15 protein-coding genes are annotated in these 20,365 nt (G+C 64.0%); 12 read left to right on the forward strand and 3 right to left on the reverse strand.

Going from position 1 to position 20,365, the window contains the following annotated elements:
* Positions 1–183: 183 nt before the first annotated feature.
* From gyrB to AC1RKJ_RS12355, 7 genes are all read left to right on the forward strand, one after another.
* Positions 184–2,625: a DNA topoisomerase (ATP-hydrolyzing) subunit B gene (gene gyrB, locus AC1RKJ_RS12325; RefSeq protein WP_492791241.1), complete on the forward strand. Its 2,442-nt coding sequence runs from the start codon at positions 184–186 to the stop codon at positions 2,623–2,625.
* A gap of 250 nt (positions 2,626–2,875) precedes the next feature.
* Positions 2,876–5,218, forward strand: coding sequence for a Tex family protein (locus AC1RKJ_RS12330; RefSeq protein ID WP_492791242.1), 2,343 nt, complete (start codon positions 2,876–2,878; stop codon positions 5,216–5,218).
* Positions 5,219–5,289: 71 nt separating this feature from the next.
* Positions 5,290–6,696, forward strand: a complete 1,407-nt coding sequence (locus AC1RKJ_RS12335; protein WP_492791243.1) for an MATE family efflux transporter — start codon at positions 5,290–5,292, stop codon at positions 6,694–6,696.
* Positions 6,693–7,160 (forward strand): DUF2867 domain-containing protein, encoded by a 468-nt coding sequence (locus tag AC1RKJ_RS12340; protein WP_492791244.1) that lies wholly within the window; start codon positions 6,693–6,695, stop codon positions 7,158–7,160. The genes AC1RKJ_RS12335 and AC1RKJ_RS12340 overlap by 4 nt, the downstream gene beginning before the upstream one ends.
* A gap of 90 nt (positions 7,161–7,250) precedes the next feature.
* Positions 7,251–8,618: an MmgE/PrpD family protein gene (locus AC1RKJ_RS12345; RefSeq protein WP_492791245.1), complete on the forward strand. Its 1,368-nt coding sequence runs from the start codon at positions 7,251–7,253 to the stop codon at positions 8,616–8,618.
* Between the two features lie 134 nt (positions 8,619–8,752).
* Positions 8,753–10,129, forward strand: a complete 1,377-nt coding sequence (locus AC1RKJ_RS12350) for a malonyl-CoA decarboxylase (RefSeq protein WP_492791246.1) — start codon at positions 8,753–8,755, stop codon at positions 10,127–10,129.
* A gap of 30 nt (positions 10,130–10,159) precedes the next feature.
* Positions 10,160–11,077, forward strand: coding sequence for a pirin family protein (locus tag AC1RKJ_RS12355; protein WP_492791247.1), 918 nt, complete (start codon positions 10,160–10,162; stop codon positions 11,075–11,077).
* Here the strand turns inward: AC1RKJ_RS12355 and AC1RKJ_RS12360 are convergent, their stop codons facing one another.
* Positions 11,078–11,857, reverse strand: coding sequence for an SDR family NAD(P)-dependent oxidoreductase (locus tag AC1RKJ_RS12360; protein WP_492791248.1), 780 nt, complete (start codon positions 11,855–11,857; stop codon positions 11,078–11,080).
* Positions 11,858–12,111: 254 nt separating this feature from the next.
* Here AC1RKJ_RS12360 and AC1RKJ_RS12365 point away from each other — a divergent pair, with 254 nt between their 5' ends.
* Together AC1RKJ_RS12365 and AC1RKJ_RS12370 are read left to right on the forward strand one after the other, a co-directional pair.
* A complete protein-coding gene (locus AC1RKJ_RS12365) occupies positions 12,112–12,900 on the forward strand; it encodes an enoyl-CoA hydratase/isomerase (protein WP_492791249.1) in 789 nt (262 codons plus the stop codon).
* A 172-nt stretch (positions 12,901–13,072) separates the two neighbouring features.
* The gene (locus AC1RKJ_RS12370) at positions 13,073–15,292 is read left to right on the forward strand and encodes an SLC26A/SulP transporter family protein (protein WP_492791250.1); all 2,220 of its coding nucleotides are present in this window, start codon (positions 13,073–13,075) and stop codon (positions 15,290–15,292) included.
* A 1-nt stretch (position 15,293) separates the two neighbouring features.
* On the opposite strand, the gene AC1RKJ_RS12375 is transcribed toward AC1RKJ_RS12370, so the two are convergent.
* Together AC1RKJ_RS12375 and AC1RKJ_RS12380 are read right to left on the reverse strand one after the other, a co-directional pair.
* Positions 15,294–15,623, reverse strand: a complete 330-nt coding sequence (locus AC1RKJ_RS12375; RefSeq protein WP_492791251.1) for a hypothetical protein — start codon at positions 15,621–15,623, stop codon at positions 15,294–15,296.
* Positions 15,624–15,838: 215 nt separating this feature from the next.
* The gene (locus AC1RKJ_RS12380) at positions 15,839–16,840 is read right to left on the reverse strand and encodes an adenosine kinase (RefSeq protein ID WP_492791252.1); all 1,002 of its coding nucleotides are present in this window, start codon (positions 16,838–16,840) and stop codon (positions 15,839–15,841) included.
* A gap of 163 nt (positions 16,841–17,003) precedes the next feature.
* Here AC1RKJ_RS12380 and murJ point away from each other — a divergent pair, with 163 nt between their 5' ends.
* The 3 genes from murJ to AC1RKJ_RS12395 all read left to right on the forward strand — a co-directional run bounded on the left by murJ (position 17,004) and on the right by AC1RKJ_RS12395 (position 20,349).
* Complete coding sequence (murJ, locus tag AC1RKJ_RS12385; RefSeq protein ID WP_492791253.1) at positions 17,004–18,560, forward strand: murein biosynthesis integral membrane protein MurJ; 1,557 nt, start codon at positions 17,004–17,006, stop codon at positions 18,558–18,560.
* A 99-nt stretch (positions 18,561–18,659) separates the two neighbouring features.
* Positions 18,660–19,697: a tryptophan--tRNA ligase gene (trpS, locus tag AC1RKJ_RS12390; protein ID WP_492791254.1), complete on the forward strand. Its 1,038-nt coding sequence runs from the start codon at positions 18,660–18,662 to the stop codon at positions 19,695–19,697.
* 157 nt (positions 19,698–19,854) lie between these two features.
* Positions 19,855–20,349, forward strand: coding sequence for a universal stress protein (locus tag AC1RKJ_RS12395; RefSeq protein WP_492791255.1), 495 nt, complete (start codon positions 19,855–19,857; stop codon positions 20,347–20,349).
* Positions 20,350–20,365 lie beyond the last annotated feature (16 nt).

The following is a 20,365-nucleotide window of genomic DNA, read 5'->3' on the forward strand; positions in this document are numbered from 1 at the left end:
GGCCTTTTCAGCAGCCTCGAAAATGCCGTTTCGGAGCCTTGAAAAACAGCCCAAAAACCCCATATTTTCAACAGCTTGATAAACGTCACTTTACCCTAGGCGCTTGACCGTTTTCGTGGCACAAATTGACAATCATGGGCGCATTTTCTGCGACCTGATTCGATCCATCTTTGAAGGCAACTCATGACCGAACCAGCCCGGCAAACCAGCGCCGAACCCGTTTCCAATCCAGATGCGGAGTACGGCGCTGAATCGATCAGGGTGCTGAAGGGTCTCGACGCCGTTCGCAAGCGGCCAGGCATGTACATCGGCGACACCGATGACGGCTCGGGCCTGCATCACATGGTGTACGAAGTCGTCGACAACGCGATCGACGAAGCACTGGCCGGTCACGCCACGCGCGTCGAGGTCCTGCTCAATCCCGACAACTCGGTGACGGTGCGCGACGACGGCCGCGGCATTCCGACTGCCATTCACAAGGGCGAAGGCATTTCGGCGGCTGAAGTCATCATGACCCAGCTCCATGCCGGCGGAAAATTCGACCAGAACTCCTACAAGGTCTCGGGCGGCCTGCACGGCGTCGGCGTGTCCGTGGTCAACGCGCTGTCGAGCAAGCTGGAATTGCGTGTCTGGCGCGACGGCAAGGAACACTACATCCAGTTCAAGCACGGCGACGCGGTGGCGCCGCTCGAGATCGTCGGCGACGCCAACGGCAAGCGCGGCACCGAGGTGACGTTTCTCGCCTCCACCGACACCTTCACCAATGTCGAATACGATTTCGCCACGCTTGAGCATCGCCTGCGCGAACTCGCGTTCCTGAATTCCGGCGTCAACATCCTGCTGTCCGACATGCGTCACGCGGTCGAGCAGCGCGTCGAGCTATTCTACGAAGGCGGCGTCGAGGAGTTCGTCAAATATCTCGACCGCAACAAGAAGCCCGTGGTGGCGATCCCGATCGTGATGCGCGCCGAGCAGAACGGCATCACCGTCGAAGTCGCGATGTGGTGGAACGACAGCTACCACGAGAACGTGCTCTGCTTTACCAACAACATTCCCCAGCGCGACGGCGGCACACATCTGGCGGGCTTCCGCGGTGCGCTGACGCGTCAGGTCACCGGCTATGCCGACGCCATGGCGAAGAAGGAAAAGATCGCGCTGACCGGCGACGATTGCCGCGAAGGCCTCACGGCTGTTCTGTCGGTGAAGGTGCCGGACCCGAAGTTCTCGTCGCAAACCAAGGACAAGCTGGTGTCCTCGGAAGTGCGTCCCGTGGTCGAGAACGTGCTGAACGCCGCACTCTCCGCGTGGTTCGAGGAACATCCGTCCGAGGCGAAAACCATTGTCGGCAAGGTCATCGAGGCCGCCGCCGCGCGCGAGGCCGCACGCAAGGCGCGTGACCTGACCCGCCGCAAGGGCGCGCTCGACATCGCCTCCCTGCCCGGCAAGCTTGCCGACTGTCAGGAGCGCGATCCGGCCAAGTCCGAACTCTTCATCGTCGAGGGCGATTCCGCAGGCGGCTCGGCCAAGCAGGGCCGCAACCGCGAATTCCAGGCGGTCTTGCCCTTGCGCGGCAAGATCCTGAACGTCGAACGCGCGCGCTTCGACAAGATGCTGTCGTCGGAGCAGATCGGCACGCTGATCACGGCGCTCGGCACCGGCATCGGCCGCGACGACTTCGACATCTCGAAGCTGCGCTATCACAAGATCATCGTCATGACCGACGCCGACGTCGACGGCGCGCATATCCGCACGCTGCTGCTGACGTTCTTCTTCCGTCAGATGCCGCAGCTGATCGATGGCGGCTTCCTCTACATCGCACAGCCGCCGCTCTTCAAGGTGACGCGCGGCAAGTCCGAACAGTACCTCAAGGACGAGCGCGCGATGGAGGATTACCTGATCGAGACAGGCCTCGATGACTGCGTTCTCAAGCTGGCGTCGGGCGAGGACCGCAAGGGCCGCGACCTTCAGGTTCTGCTGGAGGACGCGCGCGTCATTCGCGGCATCCTGAACAGCCTGCACAGCCGCTACAACCGCAATGTCGTCGAGCAGGCGGCCATCGCGGGCGTGCTGAGCCCGCATGTCGTCGGCAACATCGAAACCGCCAACGCGGCCGCAGACTATATCGCCAAGCGCCTTGATGCGCTGGCCGACGAGGTCGAGCGCGGCTGGGTCGGTACTTTCAGGGAAGGCGAAGGTTATTTCTTCGAGCGCACCGTGCGCGGCGTCAAGGACGTCGCCATGATCGACGACGCGCTGCTCGGCTCCGCCGAGGCGCGCAAGCTCGACGAATACGCGCCGCGCTTGCAGGAAGCCTATCCGCGCAGCGCCGTGCTTCGCCGCAAGGACACCGAAACGCCGATCCACGGCCCGGTCAGCCTGTTTGAGTCCGTCACCGACGCCGGCCGCAAGGGCGTCGCCTACCAGCGCTACAAAGGCCTCGGCGAAATGAACCCGCAACAATTGTGGGAGACCACGCTGGACGTCAACGCCCGCTCGCTGCTGCAAGTGAAGGTCAAGGAAGTCGACGCCGCCGACGACATCTTTACCAAGCTGATGGGCGATGTGGTCGAACCGCGCCGCGAATTCATCCAGGACAATTCGCTCGACGCCAACGTGGACGTGTAAGCGACATCGGCTTCGCGTTCTGTGACAACGGACTGCATGCGGCTGCATCGAGGTGCGTCGCGTGCACGCGACGTTTATGTCGCACGATCAAATTTACCGACGCGCCTGAAACTTCTCCACATTCCGATTTAATGCGTCGATCGTCTCTTGATGCATCCACAGTCTATGGGCATAAGCCGCTTCCTTCCCGTGACAATCCGGAAGTCGGCGTTGTCATCGAAAAGAATTCGCGACCTCAAAAGGATTCGGCGTGGCCAAGACAATCTCACAAACAATTGCCGATGAACTCGGCGTCCGCGAACAACAGGTCGATGCCACGATCAAGCTTCTCGACGACGGCTCGACCGTGCCGTTCATCGCGCGCTACCGCAAGGAAGTGACCGGCGCACTCGACGACGCCCAGTTGCGCACGCTGGAAGAGCGCCTGACCTACTTGCGCGACATGGAAGCCCGCCGCACGACCATCCTCAATTCGATCCGCGAACAGGGCAAGCTGGATGCCGCGTTAGAGGCCGCGATTCTCGCCGCCGACAACAAGGGACGGCTTGAGGATATCTACCTGCCGTTCAAGCCCAAGCGCCGCACCAAGGCCGAGATCGCGAAGGAAGCGGGACTTGAGCCTCTGGCGCATCTGCTGCTCACCGAGCCCGGCAACGATCCGCTCACGGTCGCGGCGCCTTTCATCGACGCCGACAAGCAGGTGGCCGATGCCGCAGCCGCGCTCGACGGCGCGCGCGCCATTCTGGTCGAACGCTTCGCCGAGGAAGCCGATCTGATCGGCGCACTGCGCGAGCAGGCATGGTCGAACGGCGTGCTGGTGTCGAAACTGCGTGACGGCAAGAAGGAAGCAGGCGCGAAGTTCAGCGACTATTTCGAGTTCAGCGAGCCGCTGCACAAGCTGCCGTCGCATCGCATTCTCGCGATGTTCCGCGGCGAGAAGGAAGAAATGCTCGACCTGCAATTCCTGCCCGAGCCGCCCTCGCCGACGCCGCCCGCTGTCACCTCTTACGAACTGCGCATCAGGGAGCGCTTCAACATCTCCGATCAGGGGCGGCCCGGCGACAAGTGGCTGGCCGAGACCGTGCGCTGGGCCTGGCGCACCAAGATCCTCGTTCACATCAACATCGATCTTCGCATGCGGCTGTGGACGGCAGCCGAAGAGGAAGCGGTGCGCGTGTTCGCGTCGAACCTGCGCGATCTTCTGCTCGCGGCGCCCGCCGGCGCGCGCGTCACCATGGGCCTCGATCCGGGATACCGGACCGGCGTGAAGGTCGCGGTGGTCGATGCCACCGGAAAGGTCGTGGCAACGACGGCGATCTTCCCGCACGAGCCGCAGCGGCGCTGGGATGAATCGCTGGCCATCCTCGGCAAGCTCGCGCGCGAGCATCGCGTCGAACTGATTGCCATCGGCAACGGCACGGCGTCGCGCGAAACCGACAAGCTGGCCACCGATCTGGTCAAGCTTCTGCCCGAACTGAAAATGACCAAGATCGTGGTGTCGGAAGCCGGCGCATCGGTTTATTCCGCGTCCGCGTTCGCGTCGGAAGAACTGCCCGACCTCGACGTGACCTTGCGCGGCGCGGTGTCGATCGCGCGCCGCTTGCAGGACCCGCTCGCCGAACTGGTCAAGATCGATCCGAAATCCATCGGCGTCGGACAATACCAGCATGACCTCGGCGAGACGCGGCTGTCGCGCTCGCTCGATGCCGTGGTGGAAGACTGCGTGAATGGCGTCGGCGTCGATGCCAATACCGCATCCGCGCCGCTGCTGGCGCGCGTCTCCGGCATCGGTGCAGGCCTTGCCCAAAGCATCGTGCAGCACCGCGACGCCAACGGCCCGTTCCGCTCACGCAAGGCGCTGAAGGATGTGCCGCGGCTTGGCCCCAAGGCGTTCGAGCAGTGCGCCGGCTTCCTGCGCATCAGCAACGGCGAAGACCCGCTCGACGCATCGGGTGTGCACCCGGAAGCGTATCCCGTGGTGCGCCGGATTCTCGCCGCCACCAAGAGCGACATCAAGGCGCTGATCGGCAACGCGGAGATCCTGCGGCAAATCAAGCCGCAGGCCTTCGTCGATGACACCTTCGGTCTGCCCACCGTCACCGATATCCTGCGCGAGCTTGAAAAGCCCGGCCGCGATCCGCGTCCTGCCTTCAAGGCCGCCGTGTTCATGGACGGCATCGAGAAGGTGAGCGATCTCAAGCCCGGCATGGTGCTGGAGGGTGCTGTGACCAACGTGGCCGCGTTCGGCGCATTCGTCGATGTCGGCGTGCATCAGGACGGCCTCGTCCATATCTCCGCGATGTCGCGCACCTTCATCAAGGACCCGCGCGACGTGGTGAAGCCGGGCGACATCGTCCGGGTCAAGGTGCTGGAGGTTGACGTTCCGCGCAAACGGATCGCGCTGACGCTGCGCCTCGACGACGAGATTGGGCCGAAGTCCGATCGCACCGCCCGGAGCGAGACGCGCGCACCAAAGCGCATGGAATCCAGCAGCCCGCCTCAACGCCGTGGATCGGCCCAGCCCTCTTCCGGCGGCGGCGCGCTCGCCGACGCGCTGCGGCGGGCAGCCGAAAAACAGGGCGGCCCGAAATAGCATCCAGCCCGGCGGATCGATGCGGACGCCTTGTCACGCTTCGGCCCTGCCGCTGTGCTAAGACACCTCCCATGACAATCCTCGACAAGGCAGAACCTGCCCGGGCGGGCATGGCGATTTCCGTCCGCAATCCGACAGCGACCGAGTTCGTCGAGACCATCAAGCTCGCGCTGCCGATTGCGCTGACGCAATTGGGCCAGATCGCCATGATGACCACCGATCTCGCGTTGATCGGCCGGCTCGGCGACAATGCCGTCGCCGCCGCAGCACTTGCGCATACGGTGTTCTTCGTCGCCTTCGTGATCGGCATGGGACTGGTGTCGGCGGTAGCGCCGCTGGCGGCGCAGGCGCTGGGCGCGCGCCAGCCGCGCACTGTCCGCCGTGCGTTGCGGGTCGGTCTGTGGGCAGCACTTCTGCTGTGCGTGCCGATGATGCTGCTGCCGCTGTTCGGTGAACAGGTCCTGATCCTGCTCGGTCAGGCGCCGGACAATGCCCGCCTCGCGCAGCGTTATCTGCTGGGACTCGCGCCCGGAATGGCGCCTGCGCTGTGCTTCATGGCGATCCGCAATTTCATGGGCGCGGTCAACCGGCCGGAGCCGGGCCTGTGGATCACGCTGGCCGCGATCCCAGCCAATGCGCTGCTGGGTTACGCGCTGATCCACGGCCACTGGGGCATGCCCAAGCTCGAACTGCTCGGCGCGGGCGTCGCCACCACGACGGTGAATTTCGGGATGTGCGCGGCGGCGCTGTGGTTTACCTACAGCCGGCGGCCGTTCAAGAAATTCCATGTGCTCGGGCGGTTCTGGCGGATCGACTGGCCGCTGATGCGGCAGCTTGTGGTAATCGGCGCACCGATCGCTGTCTCGTTCCTGCTTGAATACGGATTGTTCTCCGCCGCCGGTCTGCTGATGGGCGTGATCAGCACGACGGCACTGGCCGCGCACCAGATCGCGCTGCAAATCGCCGCCATCCTGTTCATGGTGCCGTTCGGCATCGGCATGGCCGCCACCGTGCGCGTCGGTCAAGCCTTAGGTCGCGGCGACACCGCCGCAATCCGGCGCGCGGGTCTGGTCGCCATCGCGCTCGGCATCGCGTTCATGACCATCATGACACTGGCGGTGATCCTCGTGCGGTTCGAGGTCGCGGGATTTTTCTTCGGCGAGACCAAACAAGGTGTCGCCGCGGTCGAGCTTGCCGCGACCCTGATGATGGTCGGCGCGACCTTCTTCATCGCGGACGGCATCCAGACCGTGGCAGCCGGTGCGCTGCGCGGTCTCAGCGACACCCGCGTGCCGCTGCTGCTCGCAGCCATCAGTTACTGGCTGATCGGATTCACGGCGGCCTATGGCCTCGCGTTCTGGACAAGTTCCGGCGCCATCGGCGTCTGGATCGGCCTCTCCATCGGCACTGGCCTTTATGCCATCCTGCTCGTGCTGCGCTTCCGCACGCTGACGCAGCGGCTGGAGCTTGCAACATGACCGCCCTCGCCGTTGCGCCGGACGCCGCCGCCAGAACATTGCTTCCCGGCGCGCAATTCGCCGATGCCTTTCGTGTCGCGGTGAGTGACGATGCTCTCACCGCACGGCAGGCAGCGGAGCGGATGTTCGAGCGTCAGCCGCGATGGATCGGCGGCCTGATGACCCTGCGGAATCTCGTGGTCGCGCCGCTCGGCCTCAAGACGCCGTCGCACGGAAAGGCCCTCGCCGCCGATTCGATCGGCGTCTTTCCCGTTATCAGCGAGACGCCTGGGCGCATCGTGGCGGGCTTCGACGACAAACACCTCGACTTCCGCGTGATCGTGGAGGTGTCCGGCGCCGCACCCCGGCGCGACGTGACCGCAACCACGCTGGTGATGACGCACAACCTGCTCGGCAGGGTTTATCTCGCGACCATCATGCCGTTCCACCGCATCATCGTCCCCGCCATGATGCGGCAGATCTGACCGATCCCGCACGCGAGCATTGCGCCAGCCCGGCTTGAACGCCGTGCACAGGCCGCGTAGCTTCTCGCCCGAATTCGGAGCAGGATATCCATGGCGAATGAAACCGCAACGCTGGCCGCTTACGTTGCAAACCTCAAGTATGAGGACATTCCGGCCGAAGTGCTGGAGCGCGCCAAGGCGCTGACGCTGGATTTCCTCGGCAGCGCCGTGCGCGCGCGCAGCGAAGCCGAATCCACGCCGTCGCTGCTGGCGATGCTCGCCACGCTTGGCCTCGACGGCAAGGGCGACGCCACCGTCTGCGGCGACGCCAAAACCTATACCCCGGCCATCGCCGCGCTTCTGAACGGCGCGCTCGGCCATTCGCTCGATTTCGACGACACCCACGCGGATTCCTCGCTGCACCCCAGCGCACCCGTCGTGCCCGCCGCGTTCGCGGTCGGCGAGATCACGGGCGCCAGCGGCCGCGAGGTGCTGACCGCCATCGTCGCGGGCTACGAAGTCTGCTGCCGCCTCGGCAATGCGCTCGATCCGACATCGCATTACGCCAAAGGCTTCCACCCCACCGCCACCGCGGGCACCTATGGCGCGGCAGCGGCGGCGGCGAAACTCTACAAGCTCAGTGCCGACCAGATCGTTGCAGCATTCGGTGTCTCGGGCAGCCAGGCAGCGGGCTCGTTGCAGTTTCTGGTCAACGGCGCATGGAACAAGCGCTATCAGGTCGGCGCCGCCGCGATGAACGGCGTCGTCGCCGCGTCCCTCGCGCGTGAAGGTTTTATCGGCGCGACGGAATCGGTCGAGGGCAAGCACGGTCTTCTGGTCGGCTACAGCGACGACGCGCACCCCGACAAGGCCACTGCCGGTCTCGGCAAGATCTACGAGACCATGAAGATCGGCGTGAAGCCGTATCCGAGCTGCCGCTACACCCACGCCGCCATCGACGCGCTGATCGCCATGCGCCGCGAGCACAATCTCACGCCTGAGAACATCAAGCGCGTCGAGATCGGCCTGCACCGCAACGGCATCACGCTGACCGGCGATGCCGCCACCAAGCGCCACGCCCGCAGCGTGGTCGGCGGACAATTCTCGATGTTCTTCACCGGGGCGCTCGCGCTCGATCAGGGCTCGTTCGGCTGGGACGATTACAAGCGGCTCGGCGACCCGGCCATCGAGGCGCTCGCCGACAAGTTCGACGTGGTGCAGGACGCGCGGCTGGAAGGCAAAACCCATCCGTTCGGCGCGCGCGTTTCCATCGACGCCGGCGAAGGCGTGATCGAACGCCTCATTCCCGATCCGTCGGGTGAGCCGTCGTCGTTTCCCGATGCGGCAGCGATGCAGCAGAAATTCCTGCAACTGGCGCGGCCGGTGCTCAACGAGCGCGCGGACCGTTTCGCGGACGCGGTACTGTCGCTGGAGAAATTCGACCGGATCGGCAGCGTCACATCTCTCGCGCGGCTTTGAGCCGCACCACCGCCGAACTGCCCGCACATCAGGCATTCCCCAACCAAAGTCCGGCATCAAGCGTCTGGAATCGGTCGCATTCGCTGCGTATCATTCAAGGATGATACCGGACCGCGAAGGAGCATGCTGACCCCATGGCGACACTGGGACTAGACCGCGCCTCCCTGAGCAATCTGCTCTCCACGCTGACCACACGCGGCCGCAGCCTGCTCGGCCTGTCGAGCGGATCACGCGCGATGTCGCAGGCCGAACTGATCGGGCTTGGCGAAACCCTGCTGTCCCGGCGCGGCGAAGCCACCGGCGTGGCGCTCGCCAATTCGCTGCTCGCCGGCTATGCCGCCGCGAGCGAGGCCGATCAGCTCGCGTTTCTCAACGCGCTCGCCGACCTGTTCGGGCCGGACATGACCGAACTGGACGCGGCGCTGGCGGCGGTGCGCGACAAGGGCACGTCTGCCGATACCATCAGCAAATTATTGAAGGCTGCCGAACCGCGCCGCCAGGAATTGATCCGGCGCTTGAATCTCGCGCCGGGCGGCACCGCCTCGCTGGTGCGGATGCGCGAGGCGCTGCTGACGCATATCAAGGATCATCCGGCGCTCAAGCATGTCGACAGCGATTTCGTGCATCTGTTCGCGTCGTGGTTCAACAGGGGTTTTCTTGTGCTGCAACGGATCGACTGGACCACACCGGCCAACATCCTCGAAAAGATCATCCGCTACGAGCAGGTCCACGCGATCTCCAACTGGGACGATCTGCGCAGCCGCCTCGCGCCATCGGACCGCCGCTGCTACGGCTTCTTCCATCCGCAGCTGGTGGATGAGCCGTTGATCTTCGTCGAGGTGGCGCTGACCCGGGAAAGTCCGGCTGCGATCGCGCCATTGCTCGATCTCACCCGCGCGCCGATCGCGGCGACCGACGCCACCACCGCGGTGTTCTATTCGATCTCGAACACCCAGAAGGGCCTCGGCGGCATTTCGTTCGGCAACTTCCTGATCAAGCAGGTGGTCGAGGACATCAAGCGCGAACTGCCGAATGTGCAAACTTTTGTGACGCTCTCCCCGGTGCCCGGCTTCGCCGCGTGGCTGAAGCGGGAACGCACGTCGGAGGATTCAACGCTGCTCGACGCCTCGTCGCGGGCCGTGCTTGAAGCGCTGGATACCCCGGACTGGGCCGACGACGCCGGGACCGCCGAACAGGTCAAGGCCGCGCTGCTGCCGCTGGCAGCGTATTATTTTCTCGACGCCAAAACACCGCGCGGGCTGCCGGTCGATCCGGTCGCGCGATTCCATCTCGGAAACGGCGCGCAGCTGGAGCGGCTGAATTTCCTCGGCGACCGCTCGGAGAAGGGCCTCCAGCAATCGCACGGGCTGATGGTGAATTATCTCTACGCGCTCGACAAGATCGAGACGAACCACGAAGCCTATGCCGAAAAGGGACAGGTCGCATCGTCATCGGCGGTTCGCAAGATGCTGCCGGCGCGCGCGGTCGCGGAGATATCGGCCAGCGCATAATATCAAGTTTGCTATCAAAGGAGTTGCGTCATGAGCTGGATGCCATCGAACGATCCGATTCTCGGCGATCCCAAAACCTGCGACGCGCTTGAACTGATGATCGTGCCGCGCACGCGCGATCTCGGCGACGGCTTCGCGGTCCGCCGCGCACTGCCGCACGGAAAGCGGCAGATGGTCGGGCCCTTCATCTTTTTCGATCACTTCGGCCCGGTGCAGTTCGTCGCCGGCAAGGGCATGGATGTGCGGCCGCATCCGCATATCGGGCTCGCCACCGTCACCTATCTGTTCGACGGCAGCATCATGCACCGCGACAGCGAGGGCAACATTCAGGAGATCCAGCCCGGCGCCATGAACCTGATGACCGCCGGACGCGGCATCGCCCATTCCGAACGCACGCCCGACGTGCAACGCGCCAACGGGCAAAAAATGCTCGGCCTGCAAAGCTGGATCGCGCTTCCCGCCGGCTCCGAGGAAATCGCGCCGTCGTTCCAGCACTTCGCGGCGGAAACGCTGCCCGTCGTGGAAGACAAGGGCTTCAAGGCGCGCATCATCGCCGGATCGTCATTCGGTGCGAAGGCCGCGGTCGACATGGTCTCGGAGTGGTTTTACGTCGAGGTCGCGCTCGACGCCGGCATGACCGCGCCGCTCGACGCCGATCATGAGGAGCGCGCAATCTACATCGTGGATGGAGAGATCGAAATTGCGGGCGAGAAATTTGTCAGCCCGCAATTGCTGATCTTCCGTCCCGGCGACCGCATCACCGTGAGGGCGACACGCCCGACCCGGATGATGTTCCTCGGCGGCGCGGCGCTGGAAGGCCCCCGTCACATCTGGTGGAATTTCGTCTCGTCCAGCAAGGAGCGCATTGAGGAGGCCAAGGCCGACTGGAAGGCCGGACGCTTCGCCCATGTGCCCAATGAGCACGAGTTCATTCCGCTGCCGGAATAGTTAGAACGCCGTATAGCCACCGTCGATCAGGATGGTGTCCGCGGTATGATACGATGACGCCTTGCTCATCAGATAAACCGCGATGCCGCCGAAATCCGACGGCTCGCCGAACCGCCGCACCGGAATGCGCGGCATTACGTTGGCGACGAACTTGTCGTTGGCCATGAGTCCTTCCGTCATGTCGCTCTTGATCCACCCGGGCAGGATCGCGTTCGCGGTGACGCCATGGCGCGCGAGTTCAACCGCGAGCGCCCGCACCAGTGCGTTGATGGCGGATTTTGTCGCGGCATAGTGCTCGTTGCGCGCGGTGCCGAACAACGACGCGAGGCTCGATGTCGCGACCAGCCGCCCGAAAGCGTCACCGCCCGTCGCGCGCTCGGTCATGTGCCGCGCCGCCGCCTGAAACACATGGAACACGCCGTCGAGATTGGTCGAGAACATGTTGCGCCAGTCCTCTTCGGTGCGGTCGATGAAGGCGTGCCGTCCGCCGCCGCCGATCCCGGCATTAGCGAAGCAGCCGTCGACACGGCCGAATGTATCGAGGGTGGCCGTCATCGCGGCTTTCACCGAAGCTGTATCCGTAACATCGCAGACGCGCGCCTCGACCTTGCCGCCCTTCGCCGAAATCGTGGCCGCAGCCCGCGCATTCTTCTCGGCATTGCGGCCCCAGATCGACACGGCACAGCCTTCCGCCGCCAGCGCCTGCGCGATGCCAAGCCCGATGCCGCCATTGCCGCCGGTCACCACCGCCACGCGGCCGCTCAGATCGAAAATGCTCATGTCGTTTCCTCTCCCGTTGCGCGCTTGCCGCGACATTGGCCAATCATAGCTGCGAAATCAAACCTGCGGACGCTGCGCGTGCCGCCGTTTCCGCCATGCGAAATTGACGTTCGCGGCGCATGGCAGACCCGCCATCGCACACGTCCTTCCCCTCGCCGTTTACACTCCGCCGGGTTTCCGGAATAGTTCGCGGCGAAACGAAGCCGACGACCTGATCGGCGTCAGGTTCATCATCAAAACCAAACGAGGAACGCATGCAGTTCAAACATTGCCGGCTGGAATTCGACGGACCGGTCGCCACGCTTGTGCTCGATCATCCCGAAGTCATGAACGCGGTCTCCGCCGATATGCTCGACGGCCTGATCGAGGCGATGGACGCGATCGACGAGAAGCGCGACGAAATCCGCTGCCTCGTCCTGACCGGCGCGGGCAAGGCGTTTTGCACCGGCGCAAATCTTCAGAGCCGCGCCGCAGGCGGCAAGAAGCCCAGCGCCGGCACCACGCTGGAAACCGCCTTCCATCCCTTCCTGCGCCGCCTGCGCAACCTGCATTGCCCGATCGTCACGTCCGTCAACGGACCCGCCGCCGGCGCCGGCATGAGCTTCGCGCTGATGGGCGACATCATTTTGTGCGCGCGGTCATCGTATTTCCTTCAGGCGTTCCGCCGCATCGGCCTGGTGCCGGATTGCGGATCGACCTGGATCCTGCCGCGCCTGATCGGCAAGGCCCGTTCGGTCGAGTTGTCGTTGCTGGGCGAACGGCTTCCGGCCGAAAAGGCACTGGAATGGGGCTTGATCAACCGCGTGGTCGACGACGCGGCGCTGGCCGAGGAAACCAAAAAGCTTGCGCACGATCTCGCCAACGGCCCGACCGTGGCGCTGTCGCTGATCCGTCGCCTCTACTGGGAAAGCGAGAACAATTCGTTCGAGGAGCAGCTCGACCTGGAGCAGCAGCTCCAGCGCTCCGCCGGCCGCACCGAGGACTTCAAGGAAGGCGTCGGTGCGTTTCTTGAAAAGCGCCCGGCGAAATTCAAAGGCCGCTGATTCAGCGATAGAATTGAGCTGCGGAAAGGCCGCGCTGGAAGCAGCGCGGCCTTTGCCTTGAGCGCACACCTTATCTCATTGCGCGCAAGCGCCGCCTATAAAAGCGGCTGTCATAAAAATCTCTTTTACGTTCGCATCGCCGTCGTCTAGGAGAAGCGGCTTCCCTCATTGGATGTCCCGCGTGGCTTTCCCCTCCGCCAATCCCGCTCCCGGCCTGGACATGAAACTGCGCGCGCGTCTGATCGACGTGTTCGCCAGCGCGGGACCGGCCGTTCTGACGGTGTCTTTCGGCCTCTCCTATTCGGTGCTGATCTTCTCCGGACCGCTGGCGGTCTACCTGCCCTACGGCATTGCGGCGACATTTACCGCGACCGCCATCATCGCGGCGGTGATCGCGCTCGGCAGCACCTTCCCCTTTGCCGTCGGGGCGCCCGAAACATCCACGGCGGCGGTGACCGGCATTCTGGCAGCGACACTGGTCGAGCATATCGCCACGGCGGCCCCTACCACGCCGCTGCTCGGTCCGGTGCTTCTGACACTGTCCGCAGCGACCGTCATCACCGGACTCGTGCTGTGCAGCATGGGTCTCACCCGGATCGGCCGTGCAATCCGCTATGTGCCTTATCCTGTAATCGGCGGATTCCTCGGCTCGACAGCCCTGCTGATCGTGCTCGGCGGAATCCGGGTCATCACGAACCAGCCCTTGCGTCTCGACAACATGGCTTCGTTCGCAAATCCCATGACGGTGTACGAACTGCTCGCAGGCGGCGCGCTGGCGTTCATCATCTACCTGGTGTGGCATCGATCACGTAATCCGCTGGCGCTGCCGGCAATCCTGATCGCCGGCGTCATCGTGGCTCACATCGTTTTCAGCTACGCCGGCATCTCGCCGGAGCAGGCCCAGGCGCTCGGCTGGACATTCCAGTCCCCGCCCCGCGCGAGCACGATGACGCCGTGGCATCTGGGCGAAATTCAAAACTATCCATGGCAAGCGCTGCCGGGATTGCTCGGCAATCTCGTCGCGGTGATTTTTGTCACCGCGATCAGCACGCTGTTCAACACCACGGGCCTTGAGGTCGCGACCAACCGCGAAGCCAATCTCGAACGTGAGCTGAATGTCGCAGGCATCGCCAACGTCCTCTCCGGACTTTTCGGCGGCTATGCCGGGTGCATCTCGCTCAGCCGCTCGCTGCTCAATGCCAACAGCGGCGCGACCAGCCGCATCTCCGGGTTGATGGTGGCTGCTGTCGCCGTCCTGATGCTGGTGGCCGATCCGGCGTTGCTCAGCTACATGCCGAAATTCATTCTCGGCGGCCTGCTGCTCTATCTCGGAATCGATCAACTCAACCGCTGGATCGTCGAGTCACGAAAGCGGCTCTCGACCATCGAATACCTGTCGCTGCTCGCGATCATCTTCATCATCGTGAAATGGGGTTTCATCGCCGGCATCCTGATCGGAACCGTGATCGGCTGTGCGACATTCGCGTTAAGTGCCTCGCGCATCAGCTCGATCAAGTTCGGCTTCAACGGCGCGGAGTATCGCAGTTCGCTCGATCGCTCGCGGCAGGACCTCGCCTTGCTGGCCATCCACGGCAAGGAGATCCACGGACTCAATCTGCAAAGCTATCTGTTCTTCGGTTCGGCCAACCGGCTTTATCAGCACGTCAAGTCGCTGTTGTCGCGCCACCCGGAGTGCCGCTACCTGGTGTTCGACTTCAAGCTTGTAACCGGCATCGATTCATCGGCCGCCTACAGCTTCGCCCAGATCCGGCGCTCGGCGCTCGAAAACAGCGTGAAGCTCGTTCTCGTCAACCTGCCGCGGGCCACCGAAAAGACGCTGCGGTCGGGCGAGTTTCTGTCGGACGATATTCTGGTGATGCCGGAGCTCGATCATGCGCTGGAATGGTGCGAGAACGAAATCATCGGCCGGCATCGCGGACTGGAGCAGGAAGAAGGCGATCTGCAAAGCTGGTTCGCAACCATTCTCGGCAGCGAGACCGATGCCGCTGAACTGGCGCAGCGCTGTCAGCGCATCAAGGTCGGAGCACGGGACGTCATCGCCAAGACCGGTGAACCGGCGGACTCCATGCTGTTTATTCTGAGCGGCCGGGTCGGCATCATGGTGGACGCCGGCGGTGGCCGCACCACGCGCGTGCGCAGCCTCGGACGTCACACCACGGTGGGCGAAATGGGCCTTGTGGCGCGCCAGCCGCGCAGCGCAACCATTCAGGCGGAAATCGACAGCGTGCTCTATGTGCTGAAAGCCGACGTCTTCGATGCCATGATGGCCGGCAATCCGGCGCTCGGCCAGAAGCTTCTGACCTACTTCATGTCGGTGATGGCCGAGCGGCTGACCTTCGCCAGCCGCATGATCGGCGTGTTGCGCCGCTAGATCAGGCGACGTGGCTCATGAAGGCTTCGCGGCGGCCGATCATGCGTTCCGCGGCGACCTTCGCCTCTCCGCGTGTCGCGGTCGCAAAGGTGCGGTATTCCAGATCGGGCAACATCGCCGCATCGCGCTTGCCGAACCACGAAACAAACGATTTCGACCCGGAGCCGATCGACGACAATGCATGGGCGAGGTTCTCGGATGCTTCAAAGGCGAACAACGCGCCGGACGAGACGTGCCTCACCTCGAAAATTCCCGGTCCGATCGGCGCCTCGAGCTTTTCATTCCGCGCTGCCCTCGGATAACGTTTCCACTCGCTCCAGCTCGCAATCATGGCGCCCCTCCGTCCCGCCTTGCGCGGGCCTCCTTGAAGTCATCGGTCTGTCCGCATCGCGGCAAACATTTCAACATCCATCCCCGGCATTGGTTCCAGCCGGAAATCTCATTCCGTTATATGGTTGCCGTCGAGGAGACCTTCAAGCGGGATCGCGGTTAACGAACGATCACCCGAGCGTGAACGATTGATCGGGCGCGGCCAGGAAGCCCGTTTTAAACCGGCAGTCCGGCCGCCTGCGCCAGAGTCTTCAGCGAGGTCTGCGGCCGCGCGCCGATGTGCTGGATCACTTCGGCCGCCGCAAGCGCACCGAGACGGCCGCATTGCTCATGGCCCAGACCGCGCACCGTGCCGAACAGGAATCCCGCCGCGAACAGATCGCCCGCGCCGGTCGTGTCCACCACCTGCTTCACCGGCGAGGCCGGCACCGCCGTCACCTTGTCCTTCGAGACGACGACGCAGCCCTTCTCGCTGCGCGTAACCACGGCGAGCGCCGCGTCGCTGCGCAACTGCGCCAGCGCCTTGTCGAAGTCATCGATCTGATAGAGCGATGTCAGTTCGGCTTCATTGGCGAACACCAGATCGACGGTCTTGCTGCGGATGAGATCGAGAAACTCGTCGCGGTAGCGGCCCACGCAAAACGCATCCGACAGCGTCAGCGCCACGCTGCGCTTGTTGTCATGAGCGATCTTGGAGGCTTTCAGGAAAGCCTCCTTGGCCTGCGCGGGGTCCCACAGATAGCCTTCGAGATAGACGATGGAGGATGCCGCGATCTGCGCCGGATCGATGTCGGCGGCGGACAGGTCCTGCGCCGCACCAAGATAGGTGTTCATGGTGCGCTCGCCGTCCGGCGACACCAGAATGTAACTGCGCGCGGTCGCAGGCCCCGTCGAGGCCGGGCGGGTCTCGAACGCCACGCCGGCAGCGCCGATGTCGTGGCTGAACACATTGCCGAGCTGGTCGTCACGCACCTTGCCGACGAACGCCGCGCGCGCGCCGAGATTGGCGAGACCGGCAATGGTGTTGGCTGCGGAGCCGCCTGAAATTTCGGTGGCCGGCCCCATCGCCTGATAGATCGCGGCCGCCCGCGCCTCGTCGATCAGCGCCATCGCGCCCTTGGTCATGCCCTGCTCGCTAAGGAAGCCGTCCTCGGTTTTCGCCAGAATATCGACGATGGCGTTGCCGATGCCGAGAACGTCGTATGTCGCTGCGGTCATTAATGATATTCCTGTTGAGGGAGGGCGGAACCGGCAAAAGCTGGTATTTCAGGGAGAGTGTGAAGGGCCGTTTCCAAGGAGCCTGGAAAGGTCTTTTGCAACAACCGGCGACCTATCACGACACCATGTCCGCCAGCAAGCATGTGATCCGCAGAATAGCCCGATGATCCGCCATATCCTGACCGTATCGACCGGAACGCTGGCGTCGCGGACGCTGGGTTTCACGCGGGATGCGCTGATCGCGGCGCTGCTCGGCGCGGGATCGATCGCGGATGCGTTTCTGGTCGCGTTTCAGTTCATCAACGTGACGCGACGCTCGTTCACCGAAGGCGCGCTGAACGCGGCCCTGGTGCCGGACTATCTCAAGGTGCGCGAAACCGAAGGCGCGGTCGCCGCCGCCGCCTTCGCGGGACGGGTGCTCGGCAGCGTCAGCCTCATTCTTATTGTCATCGCGCTGCTGCTCGGGCTTCTGATGCCGCTCGTGATCTCCGTGCTCGCGCCCGGCTTCATCGGGCGCGAGACATTGCAACTCGCCGTCACCGATGCGCGGCTGATGATGCCGTATCTCGCCTTCGTCGGTCCTTCCATCGTGATGATGGGCGTGCTGAACGCCGAGCATCGCTTCATGCTCACCGCGATTTCGCCGGTGCTGTTCAACCTGACCATGATCGTGGTGCTCGTCGTGCTGCTGGTATGGCGGCACGATCCGCTGTTCTCGGCCACCGTGATCGCAGGCGCGGTCGGCGTCGCCGGATGCGTGCAAATGCTGATCCTCGTTCAGCGCAGGCCGTGGCGCGACGGCGTGGCCACGCCGGTGCGGATTTCATTCGACCCGCAGATTCGCGGATTCTTCCGCAAGGGCGTTCCCGGCATGATCGCCAATGCCGGACCGCAATTCCTGATTGTCGGCGGCGCGATTATCGCTTCGAGTTCGCCCGCCGCTGTGTCGTGGCTGTATTTCGCCAACCGCCTGATCGAATTGCCGCTCGGCATGGTCGGCGTGGCGATGGGTACCGTGCTGGTGCCTGAACTGACCCGCGCGATCCGCAGCGGCGACAAGGCCGCCTTGATGAAGGCCGAGTCGCGCGGGTTCGAACTCGCCACCGGCCTCATCCTGCCCGCGACGCTTGGTTTCTTCATCCTTAGCCAGCCGATCATCCGCGTGCTGTTCGAGCGCGGCGCATTCACGCCGGCCGACACGGTGGCGACCGCGCAGGCGCTGTCGATCCTCGCGCTCGGCCTGCCGGCGCACGTTCTGGTCAAGGTGCTGTCGCCGGCGTTCTTCGCCCGCGAAGACACCAAAACGCCGCTGGTGGCGACGCTGGCCGGCATCGCCATCGCCGTGGTCTGCGGATTGTTCTTCGGACGCGGCTATGGCGCGAGCGGCGTCGCCGCCAGCGTCTCGCTCGGCGCCTGGGCCTGCGCGGGCATTCTGGCCTGGCGCGGAAGTGCGACATTCGGCTTCGCCATCGACGCCATCGCACGGCGGCGTCTGCCGCGCATTGCGATCTGCGCGGCAATCATGGGGACCATGCTGTTCATCGCCGAATCCTTCGTGGCTCCGGTGACGGCCGGTGCAGGCTTCGCGGCAAATCTCACCATTCTCGGCGGACTGGTGGCGGCGGGCGTCTCGTTCTACGGGCTGCTGCTGGACCTGTTCGGCGTGGTGAGCTGGGGCGAAGCCATCAGCAATTTGCGCGATGGCGGCTTGCGCGAGTAAGCCCCGCGTGGCTAAAGACGCCCGGGCATGATCCCGAAAAGTGGATACCGGTTTTCGGACCAGATCATGCCCAGATATGCCGGCACGGGAACGATCAAAATGGCTGCAAAAGAACTGGTGTTTTCGGGCGTTCAGCCGACGGGCAATCTGCACCTCGGCAACTACCTCGGCGCCATCGTCAACTTCGTCAAACTGCAGGACACCCACAACTGCATCTATTGCGTGGTCGACATGCACGCCATCACCGTGTGGCAGAACCCCGCCGAACTGACGCACACGATCCGCGAGGTCACGGCGGCCTTCATCGCCAGCGGCGTCGATCCGAAAAAGAATATTGTCTTCAACCAAAGCCAGGTTGCGGAGCACGCCGAACTCGCGTGGGTCTTCAATTGCGTGGCGCGATTGGGCTGGCTCAATCGCATGACCCAGTTCAAGGAGAAGGCCGGCAAGGACCGCGAGAACGTCTCGGTCGGCCTTTTCGCCTATCCGAACCTGATGGCCGCGGACATTCTGGTCTATCGCGCGACCCATGTGCCGGTCGGCGAGGATCAGAAGCAGCATCTGGAACTTGCGCGCGACATCGCGCAGAAATTCAACAACGACTTCTCGGACTCGATCCGTGCGCACAATCTCGATGAAAAATTCTTTCCGCTGCCGGAGCCGCTGATCACCGGCCCCGCGACGCGCGTGATGTCGCTGCGCGACGGCTCGAAGAAAATGTCGAAATCCGATCCGTCGGATTATTCGCGCATCAATCTGTCCGACGACGCGGACGCCATCGCCCAGAAGGTGCGCAAGGCGAAAACCGATCCGGAGCCGTTGCCGAGCGAGGAAGAGGGCCTGAAAGCGCGCCCCGAGGCCGACAATCTTGTCGGCATCTACGCAGCTCTCTCGGGACGATCCAAATCCGACGTGCTGCGCGAATTCGGCGGCGGGCAGTTCTCGGGCTTCAAGTCGACGCTGGTCGATCTTGCAGTGGCGAAGCTCGGACCGATCGGCGCGGAAATGAAGAAGCTGTCGCAGGATACGGCTTACGTGGATTCCGTTCTGGCCGACGGCGCGGATCGCGCGCGCGTCATCGCCGCTGAGACCATGAACGCGGTGAAGGACATCGTCGGATTTATCCGCAAGCGATAGGCCTTTCCCGAAAAGCGAAAGCCGGTTTCCGGGAAGACGACGGCCTGCCTGAATTCTGCGCGAGCGACGCGAATCAAGTTCCGTCAAGTCCGTTCTCGCCTTGTCGGCGCGCCCCTGCGCGTGGCAGCATGACGCCGGTTCATGATCCGGGACATGCATGAGCAACCAGCGGCGAAGTTACGAGCAAGGCCACAAGCCGAAGTGCCTGGTGGTCGTCGATGAAACGGCGGAAGGCGATCGCGCGGTCTATTACGCAAGCCGCTGGGCGGTGCGCGTCGGCGGCGGCGTGGTGATGTTACGGGTCATCGACACCGGCGACCGCAACCAGCAATGGCTCGGCGTCGCCGACATCATGCAGGCCGAAGCCGAGGAAGCCGCGAACGCCGCGCTTGACCGCGCCTCGGGCCGCGCCAACGGCATCGCCGCCATCACGCCGGAGCGCGTGATCCGCGAGGGCGAGCCCCTCGCGCAGATCCTCGATGTCATCGACAAGGATGTCGACATCGCCGTTCTGGTGCTGGCGGCGAGCGCCGGCGCCGAAGGGCCGGGTCCGATCATCACGGCGCTTGCGAAAATCGCTGGAACATTCCCGATCCCCATGACCGTTGTACCCGGCAATCTCAGCGACAGCGACCTCGACGCGCTGTCGTAAGCACAAACACTGTGTC

This window comes from Afipia sp. GW822-FHT04G07, from assembly GCF_058800765.1.

What these genes read in the sequence shown, in the direction of transcription:
- AC1RKJ_RS12365 (WP_492791249.1), top strand. Translation starts at nt 12,112, where the DNA reads ATGCAGTTCAAACATTGCCGGCTGGAATTCGACGGACCGGTCGCCACG.
- AC1RKJ_RS12360 (WP_492791248.1), bottom strand. Translation starts at nt 11,857, where the DNA reads ATGAGCATTTTCGATCTGAGCGGCCGCGTGGCGGTGGTGACCGGCGGC.
- murJ (WP_492791253.1), top strand. Translation starts at nt 17,004, where the DNA reads ATGATCCGCCATATCCTGACCGTATCGACCGGAACGCTGGCGTCGCGG.
- AC1RKJ_RS12395 (WP_492791255.1), top strand. Translation starts at nt 19,855, where the DNA reads ATGAGCAACCAGCGGCGAAGTTACGAGCAAGGCCACAAGCCGAAGTGC.
- gyrB (WP_492791241.1), top strand. Translation starts at nt 184, where the DNA reads ATGACCGAACCAGCCCGGCAAACCAGCGCCGAACCCGTTTCCAATCCA.
- AC1RKJ_RS12355 (WP_492791247.1), top strand. Translation starts at nt 10,160, where the DNA reads ATGAGCTGGATGCCATCGAACGATCCGATTCTCGGCGATCCCAAAACC.
- AC1RKJ_RS12370 (WP_492791250.1), top strand. Translation starts at nt 13,073, where the DNA reads ATGTCCCGCGTGGCTTTCCCCTCCGCCAATCCCGCTCCCGGCCTGGAC.
- AC1RKJ_RS12335 (WP_492791243.1), top strand. Translation starts at nt 5,290, where the DNA reads ATGACAATCCTCGACAAGGCAGAACCTGCCCGGGCGGGCATGGCGATT.
- AC1RKJ_RS12375 (WP_492791251.1), bottom strand. Translation starts at nt 15,623, where the DNA reads ATGATTGCGAGCTGGAGCGAGTGGAAACGTTATCCGAGGGCAGCGCGG.
- AC1RKJ_RS12340 (WP_492791244.1), top strand. Translation starts at nt 6,693, where the DNA reads ATGACCGCCCTCGCCGTTGCGCCGGACGCCGCCGCCAGAACATTGCTT.
- AC1RKJ_RS12380 (WP_492791252.1), bottom strand. Translation starts at nt 16,840, where the DNA reads ATGACCGCAGCGACATACGACGTTCTCGGCATCGGCAACGCCATCGTC.
- AC1RKJ_RS12345 (WP_492791245.1), top strand. Translation starts at nt 7,251, where the DNA reads ATGGCGAATGAAACCGCAACGCTGGCCGCTTACGTTGCAAACCTCAAG.
- AC1RKJ_RS12350 (WP_492791246.1), top strand. Translation starts at nt 8,753, where the DNA reads ATGGCGACACTGGGACTAGACCGCGCCTCCCTGAGCAATCTGCTCTCC.
- trpS (WP_492791254.1), top strand. Translation starts at nt 18,660, where the DNA reads ATGGCTGCAAAAGAACTGGTGTTTTCGGGCGTTCAGCCGACGGGCAAT.